This window comes from Acinetobacter gerneri DSM 14967 = CIP 107464 = MTCC 9824 (assembly GCF_000368565.1).
GTDB classification, from domain to species: domain Bacteria; phylum Pseudomonadota; class Gammaproteobacteria; order Pseudomonadales; family Moraxellaceae; genus Acinetobacter; species Acinetobacter gerneri.
In genome coordinates this window covers 712,225-720,494 of sequence record NZ_KB849544.1, presented here as the reverse complement: position 1 = coordinate 720,494, position 8,270 = coordinate 712,225, and the positions used below count along the sequence as shown (strand labels likewise).

General features: G+C 38.8%; 4 protein-coding genes, 3 pseudogenes and 1 riboswitch. Of the genes and pseudogenes, 3 read left to right on the top strand and 4 right to left on the bottom strand.

Annotated features, from left to right (window positions below; genetic code table 11):
• Positions 1–196: 196 nt before the first annotated feature.
• The 4 genes and pseudogenes from F960_RS14665 to F960_RS23025 form a co-directional block, all read right to left on the bottom strand.
• Positions 197–1,558: an LLM class flavin-dependent oxidoreductase gene (locus F960_RS14665; RefSeq protein ID WP_004866628.1), complete on the bottom strand. Its 1,362-nt coding sequence runs from the start codon at positions 1,556–1,558 to the stop codon at positions 197–199.
• Positions 1,559–1,960: 402 nt separating this feature from the next.
• Positions 1,961–2,166: pseudogene (locus tag F960_RS23240) on the bottom strand (protocatechuate 3,4-dioxygenase).
• A gap of 5 nt (positions 2,167–2,171) precedes the next feature.
• Positions 2,172–2,461: pseudogene (locus F960_RS21920) on the bottom strand (IS5/IS1182 family transposase); the annotation flags it as partial.
• A gap of 272 nt (positions 2,462–2,733) precedes the next feature.
• Positions 2,734–2,916, bottom strand: a pseudogene (locus F960_RS23025) (UvrD-helicase domain-containing protein); the annotation flags it as partial.
• A 130-nt stretch (positions 2,917–3,046) separates the two neighbouring features.
• A riboswitch (guanidine-I (ykkC/yxkD leader) is annotated at positions 3,047–3,152 on the top strand.
• 28 nt (positions 3,153–3,180) lie between these two features.
• Here F960_RS23025 and F960_RS14650 point away from each other — a divergent pair.
• The 3 genes from F960_RS14650 to uca are packed head-to-tail and all read left to right on the top strand — an operon-like array spanning position 3,181 to position 8,210.
• Positions 3,181–3,930: an urea amidolyase associated protein UAAP1 gene (locus F960_RS14650; RefSeq protein ID WP_004866625.1), complete on the top strand. Its 750-nt coding sequence runs from the start codon at positions 3,181–3,183 to the stop codon at positions 3,928–3,930.
• Positions 3,931–3,948: 18 nt separating this feature from the next.
• The gene (locus tag F960_RS14645; RefSeq protein WP_004866622.1) at positions 3,949–4,602 is read left to right on the top strand and encodes an urea amidolyase associated protein UAAP2; all 654 of its coding nucleotides are present in this window, start codon (positions 3,949–3,951) and stop codon (positions 4,600–4,602) included.
• A gap of 2 nt (positions 4,603–4,604) precedes the next feature.
• Entirely contained in the window at positions 4,605–8,210 is a 3,606-nt protein-coding gene (uca, locus tag F960_RS14640; protein WP_004866619.1) for an urea carboxylase, read from the top strand.
• Positions 8,211–8,270: the final 60 nt, after the last annotated feature.

Below are 8,270 nucleotides of genomic sequence, written 5' to 3'. Positions count from 1 at the left end.
TCGTTACGAAATTTGAAAATGGTCTCGCCATTCTCTGCATTTCGTGCCTTGCCTGCTCAATTTTAGCCGACAACGCAATTCAGTTATGAAATGTCAACAGACCCTAATCTGAAGTTAAAATAAAGTATGAATATTGATTATATACTATGTCATCTGATGCACTAGATGACATAGTTATTCCCGCTGAAATTGATAATTAAGATACTTTAATGTGTTGTTCTTTCAAAACATATTGATTTTCTGGACGTTTTAGCCCTAGATTTTCTCGTAAAGTAGATCCTTCATATTCTGTACGGAAAAGCCCCCTGCGTTGGAGCTCTGGTACGACTAATTCTACAAAGTCATTCAATCCAGCAGGCGTTGAAGGAGGGAGAACATTAAAACCATCTGCTGCTTCGTTCTCAAACCATTCTTGTAATTGATCAACAATTTGTTCTGGTGTACCGATCAGGGTCCAATGTCCTCGTGCAGAAGCAATATATTGATAAAGTTCACGGATAGTAAAATTATGCTTACGTGCAATATCAATCATCATTTGTTGACGACTTGAAAAATTGATATCTACATCCTCAATTTTTGGAAATAAAGCATCTAAGTCATATTTTTCGAGATTGATTCCACCTGCTAATCCAGAAAGTAAACTCAGCCCAACTTTTGGATGGATTAGACTATTGAGTAAGTCATATTTTTCTTGGGCTTCTTGCTCAGTTTTTGCAACGAAAATAGAGACTCCAGGCATAATTTTTAGATCGTCTGCATGGCGACCATATTTAATCAGACGTTTTTTGACATCACGATAAAATTCTTGTGCATCTGTTAGGTTTTGTTGTGCTGTGAAGATCACTTCAGCATATTTTCCTGCTAATTCACGACCATCTTCAGATTGGCCTGCTTGAACAATAACAGGGTAGCCTTGCGGAGGTCGAGAGACATTTAATGCACCTTCCACCTTAAAATATTTCCCTTGGTGTAAAGGTTCATGAAATTTTTTTGCATCAAAAAATTGACCAGAATCCTTATTATAGATAAATGCATCATCTTCCCAAGAGTCCCATAGCTTTTGCGTTACCTGAATAAATTCATCAGCACGCTCATAGCGAACATTTGCATCTGGATGTTTTTCTAAACCAAAATTACGTGCAGTATCGGCGGATGCTGTCGTTACAACATTCCATGCTGCTCGACCTTTACTGATATGATCTAAAGACGCAAATTTTCTCGCTAAAATATATGGATCTTCATATGTCGTTGATGCTGTAGCAATAAAACCAATTTTTGTGGTAACGGCAGCGAGAGCGGCAAATAATGTGATTGGTTCAAAACTAACACCTTTATCACCAAGGCCAAGTTCGCCCTCAGCTGCTGAACCCCAGCGAATTGATAAACCATCTGCTAAAAAATAAGCATCAAATAAACCTTTTTCAGCAGTTTTTGCTAGTTCGATAGCATAATCTATACTTAAGTGATCTTGTGGGCGAGATTGAGGATGGCGCCATCCAGCAGCATGTTGTGATGTGGTTGGAATAAATGCCCCGAGTTTAATTTGGCGTTTAGACATATCAGTTTCCGATTAAGATATTGTTAAACAAGGTTATGTTCAAAATACATGCCAATAAAAATAATTATAAAAAACAGGTGCTTGATTTATATTTGATTTTTGGAGTTTAAAAATAAGCAATAATTTTCTAATTTTGGCGGAAATTAAACAGCAGAATATTTGCAGAATAAATCTAAAAAAATTATATGATTGGCTTAAATTCTTAGAAATTATAAATATTGTATCTTTTTAGCCAGATCGTTATAGATATGACTTATCGTACTCAAAATTCAGTTTTATTACTGGGCAACGACGGTGATCTATTACAACTCGATTTTTGAAAGCATTAATTTCTAGAGAGGGTTACAAGCCCGAAATTTTATGGTTGAAAATATTTTTCGATTTTCTACCGTTTATCTTCTATTAAGTAGCTTCCGGCACTTTTCGTGTTTTCATAAAATCATCATACGTCATGCCTTTCATTAAGGCATATATTTCTAAATTAGTTTTTTTACAACACGGGCATATTTTTCGAGTACAAAAAAATTAACCCCGTGCTGGATTAAACCAATCCAATTTTGATCAAGAATTAATTTTTGCTCTTGTTCTGTCAACTGGGCTTGATTCATCAGTTTTCTGAAATAATAAACTCAATAGGATTACCATTAGAATCAACTACTAAATGTATTTTTGAACTATTACCACCGATACTTTTGGAAATATCTTGATGATTAATAATCGAAGAATGTTGGTGTGTGCGTACAAGGCTGTCATCAACAAATATCTATTCTTTATCAGCATGTTTACTCAATAGAGTTTGGCTTACCAAATTTTTGAGGTAAATCCCGCCAAGGACAACCTGTTCTGGTACGAAATAGAAAGTAACTTAGACCAGTGTTGATCATTCAGCATTGGTTGATGCATAGCGAAGGTAAAATTGGGTTTGGCGATTTAATTTTATTCTCGCTATTTTTTTAGGTAACAAATGTCAACACACTCTAATTATTTGTTTTTTTAGTGTAATAAGTATCACACCCAAAATATTAAGAAAACAACCTAGCCATTGGATTGTATTTAAATGCTCACCTAAAAGAAAGACTGAAAGCAGGGTGGATTCAAACATGTGGTGCGACAGTTTTAAAAACATTTGTGATAATCAATTAGTCTCAAAAACTCCTCTAGTCTCTAGTCTCTAGTTGATGAAAGTTTAATGCTTCGATTTTTGTACTAAATTTATCGAGCATGTCATTCAGTCTCAAATTTATTTGCTCGTTGAGTTCTTCGCCTGCGTTTCTGTTGAATACTAAGACCAAGATTTCTTCAGGCTTATAAAGCCTTGTCAAAATTGCATAACCCATTTTGACTACAATGGTCGAGGTGCAATGATCCAAAAGTTGGCACATCAATTTCATTAAAATTTAAATTCTGCACCTGAATAGCACAAAAAATACGACTAAAACAAAAAAACGTAATACTAAAATGGCACGCTATTTGCTACTTACTCATCATCATAAAGTGAACTAGGGTTCCGACAGCGCAATGAAAATGTGGCTGTGCTGTGACCGAGAGTTTACGGCTCAATTGAGCTACACGGAGGGATAAAAGCCCGGGAGGTTGGATTAACCTTAAATGAGGTAGAGCAAATGGGCGAACATACAAATCAATATCGCGATAACAAAATTTTGTGGAGTGAAGTTTTACCTGGTGGGCATCATTGGTCGGGGCGAATTCAAAAAGGGACAGTACTACAATTTAAATCATTGGGCGCAAATGCCAACGTTTCATTCTTCTGTGTGAATGCAGCAGATCCGTTAGAGCGATACAACATGCCCGATAGCCTCAAAGGACAACATACGGCTTTTTTATCCGCAGGTCATGCACTGTATTCAGATTTAGGTCGTGTCATGGCCTCGATCATCCATGATGATCAAGGTTGGAATGATGCCTTTTGTGGTGCAAGTCGTCCTGAATATATTAAAAAACAATTCGGCAGTTGTATCTTTCAAGATGCTCGAAATGATATGTACCAAAATGGCTTGGATGGCTTATTGATCGAAATGGCGAAGTTTTCACTCGCTCAAAAAGATTTGAGCGCCACTGTTAATTTATTTTCGAAAGTTACTCCCAATGATTGTGGTGAGTTGTCATATATCCATGCTGATAATACTAATCAAGTGATTGAACTGCGTTTTGAGATGGATTGTTTGGTATTTCTCTCTGCTGCACCGCATGCCTTAGACAATAGTGATCGTTATCAACCTGCTGATGTGAATATGCAGTTATTCAAAGCTTTACCTTTGAATGAGTATGATATTTGTCGTGATTCATGCCCACAAAATCAACGTGCCTATGCAAATAATGCACGTTATTACGCACTTGAAAGTAATGTTTAAATCAGCTGGAGAATAACCATGACAATTCTACAATCTTTTGAAAAAACAGTGCTCAGTGAAGTCTGTCTGGCTGGTGAAGCATGGATGTGCGAAGTTAAAAAAGGGCAATTCTTCCGTATCGTTGATCTTGAAGGAAATCAAGCTGTAGATACTCTATTTATCAGTGCTGAAAATCCAGATGAACGCTATAGCGCGACAGATACATTGGCGATGAATCAACAAATTTATTTAGAAAAAGGCACAAGGTTATATAGTAATTTCGGTCGTCCCATTGCCGTGATTCATAATGATAATTGTGGTCGTCATGACACCTTGGGTGGTGCATGTTCATGCGAAAGTAATACGGTGCGTTATTCACATGATAAATATCCGATGCACAGTTGCCGAAATAACTTTATGTACGCTTTGGCGAAGCATCCACTTGCGCTGAAACATAATTTAAATGTAAGACATATTGGACCAAACATTAACTTTTTTATGAATGTTCCTGTGACCGTTGATGGTGCATTGAAGTTTGATGATGGCATTTCTGCACCAGGTAAATACGTCGAAATCCAAGCCGAAATGGATTTAATTGTCCTGATTTCAAATTGTCCTCAGCTGAATAATCCATGCAATGCCTATAACCCAACTCAAATTCAATTGATTATCCGTGAAGCAGAAGGAGCATAAATATGTTTAATAAAGTTCTGATTGCCAATCGTGGTGCAATTGCTTGTCGTGTTATTCGTACACTTAAAAAGTTGGGTATTCAATCTGTAGTGGTCTATTCAGAAGCTGATCGTGATTCCTTGCATGTCACTTTAGCGGATGAAGCTGTATTTATTGGTGATTCTCCTGCCAGCCAAAGCTATTTAAATATCGATAAAATTTTGGACGTTGCAAAGCAAACAGGTGCGGAAGCGATACACCCAGGCTATGGCTTTCTCTCTGAAAATGCTGAGTTTTGTGATTTGTGTGAAGCACAAGGCATTGTGTTTTTAGGGCCAAATTCAGCGCAAATGAAATCATTTGGTTTAAAACATACAGCGCGTGAATTGGCGATTCAAGCCAATGTTCCTTTATTGCCTGGTAGTCAGTTACTCGCAGATGAAGTAGAAGCACTGATTGAAGCTGAGCGTATTGGTTATCCAGTGATGCTTAAAAGTACCGCAGGTGGTGGTGGGATTGGTATGCGTTTGGTGTGGAATGCTGACGAACTTAAAGAGGCATATGCAACCGTTTCATATCTAGCACAAGCCAATTTCAAAGATGCAGGCTTATATTTAGAAAAATTTGTGCAAAATGCACGTCATATCGAAGTACAAATTTTTGGTGATGGTAAGGGGCAAATCCTAGCTTTGGGGGAACGTGATTGTTCGGTACAACGACGCAACCAAAAAGTGGTTGAGGAAACGCCTGCACCGCATCTGGATGATCAACAGCGTGCCTACATCCAAAATGTTGCGATTCAATTAATGCAATCCGTGAATTACCGCTCAGCAGGTACAGTTGAATTTGTCATGGATACGGACACGCAGGAATTCTATTTCTTAGAAGTAAATACTCGCTTACAAGTAGAACATGGTGTGACAGAGCAAGTTTTTGGTGTTGATTTAGTTGAATGGATGATCACTTTAGGTAGTGGCGATTGGGTTACACCAACAGAAGCATTGGTATCGAAAGGACACTCGATTCAAGTTCGCTTATATGCGGAAGACCCGATAAAAAACTTTCAACCTAGCGCAGGTTTACTCACTTACGTGAAGTTTGATGACAATGCGCGTAATGAAACATGGGTTGAAACAGGTTCAAATGTCTCGTCTTTTTATGACCCAATGATCGCTAAAATTATCGTAACGAGCGAAAGTCGTGAATCAGCGATTCAAGCCATGACTGACACTTTGGCGAAAACGAAAGTCGCGGGCATTGAAACCAATCTTGAATATTTACAAAATATTGTTGATGGTGATGTATTTAAAACGGGTACGCAAACCACACGTTTTTTAAATAGCTTTGAATGGAAAACGCAAAAAATTGAAGTGTTACAATCAGGTATTCAAACCTCGATTCAAGATGTCGATGGGCGTTTGGGTTATTGGGATGTCGGTGTACCACCATCAGGTGCAATTGATCCATTGAGTTTAAGCGTTGCTAATCAGTTATTAGGCAATGCAAAAAATACTGCAGGACTAGAATGTACTTTGCAAGGACCAAGTTTAAAGTTCCATTGTGATAGTCAGATCGTGATCACAGGTGGTGAAATGCCATCGAAGTTAGATGGTGTAAACATACCTATGTGGCAAACCATCAATGTTAAAAAAGGTCAGGTTTTAAAATGTGGCACGATCACGACAGGATGCCGAAGCTACATCGGGATTAAAGGTGGTTTTGATGTCCCTGAATATTTGGGTTCACAAGCGACATTTACATTGGGACAATTTGGTGGTCATGCAGGGCGTAATTTATTGATCGGAGATATGTTGCCGATTACAGCTTATTCATCAGCAGAGACAACACAATTAGAAGCTCAAAATATCCCTCGCTTTAGTCATACTTGGGAAATTGCGGTGATGTACGGGCCACATGGCGCACCTGATTTCTTTACCCCAAAAGATATCGATACTTTTTTTGCCAATGAATTTGAAATTCACTATAACTCCAGTCGCACAGGGATTCGCTTGGTGGGTCCAAAACCTGAATGGGCGCGCGAAGATGGCGGAGAAGCAGGATTACATCCATCCAATATTCATGACAATGCTTATGCGATTGGCGCAATTGATTTTACTGGCGATATGCCGATTATTCTTGGTCCAGATGGTCCTAGTTTAGGTGGTTTTGTATGCCCTGCGGTAGTGATCCACTCTGAACTTTGGAAAATCGGTCAGCTTAAAGCAGGTGATAAAGTGAAATTTATCCCTGTGAGTTATGCACAAGCGAAAGTATTAGATCAAAAATATCATCAAAGTATTAGTGCTTCTGACACAGCATTAATTGATTTTAATCCGTCTCTGCAAGCTGAAATGGATACATTAAATGATGCTGTCTTATCGACATTGGATGGACAAGGCGATTTACCAAGTGTGACCTATCGTCCAGCAGGGAATAGCTATTTACTTGTAGAATATGGTGAATTGGTCCTCGATTTAAATTTACGATTCCGTATACATGCCTTGATGCAATGGGTAAAAGAACAAAATATTCAAGGGATTATCGACCTTACACCTGGAATTCGTTCATTACAAATTCATTTTGATTCAATTCAAATTGATCAACTTGAATTATTGGCGCAACTGCAAAAAGCAGAAGCTGAATTGCCAGATATTCACAATATGCAAGTGCCTTCAAGAACGGTGTATTTGCCTTTGGCTTGGGAAGATTCACAAACACAATTGGCAACAGAACGTTATACCCAAATTGTGCGTTCGGATGCGCCGTGGTGCCCTGATAATGTTGAGTTTATTCGCCGTATCAATGGTTTGGTATCAAAGCAAGCAGTTAAAGATGTGGTCTATAGTGCCAACTATCTAGTCATGGGCTTAGGCGATGTGTATCTCGGTGCACCCGTTGCCACACCACTTGACCCACGACAACGTTTAGTGACCACCAAATACAATCCTGCAAGGACTTGGACACCTGAAAATGCAGTCGGTATCGGTGGAGCATATATGTGTGTCTATGGCATGGAAGGGCCAGGCGGGTATCAGTTTGTTGGGCGTACCACACAAATGTGGAGTCGCTATCGTCAAAATGATAATTTTGAAAATGGCAAACCGTGGTTATTACGTTTCTTTGATCAAGTGAAGTTTTATGAAGTATCTGAAACTGAACTTTTGCAAATGCGAGAAGATTTTAAAGCTGGGCGTTTAAAACTTCGTATTGAAGATGGTGTGTTAAACCTAAAAGAATACAATGACTTCTTAGAAGCCAATCAGGACAGTATTCATGCGTTTAAAGCCTTGCAACAAGCTAATTTTGAGGCTGAGCGTCGTCGTTGGCATGAAGCAGGCTTGCAAGAATATGTTTCTGAAAGTTTAGATGCTGTGGATGATGGTGAAGCTGTTTCGATTCCTGAGGGTGGTTGTGCTGTTGAATCTCACATGCCTGGGTCGATTTGGAAAATTGAATGTGCTTCGGGTGATATTGTGGAAGAAGGTGCAACGCTTGCTGTGATTGAAGCGATGAAAATCGAGATTCCGATCATTGCACCAGAGCGGATGAAAGTTGAAGCGATTACGATTGAAAAGGGTCAGACGGTGAAAACGGGGCAGGTGTTGTTTACGTTAGCGCCTGTGGCTTGAAAAAAATAGTGGGTAGAGAACCGTCCGTAAGGGCGGTTTTATATTAGAATTAAGTTAATG

Excerpts from the sequence above, each read along its gene's own strand:
- F960_RS14665 (WP_004866628.1), bottom strand. The coding sequence starts at position 1,558 with ATGTCTAAACGCCAAATTAAACTCGGGGCATTTATTCCAACCACATCA.
- F960_RS14650 (WP_004866625.1), top strand. The coding sequence starts at position 3,181 with ATGGGCGAACATACAAATCAATATCGCGATAACAAAATTTTGTGGAGT.
- F960_RS14645 (WP_004866622.1), top strand. The coding sequence starts at position 3,949 with ATGACAATTCTACAATCTTTTGAAAAAACAGTGCTCAGTGAAGTCTGT.
- uca (WP_004866619.1), top strand. The coding sequence starts at position 4,605 with ATGTTTAATAAAGTTCTGATTGCCAATCGTGGTGCAATTGCTTGTCGT.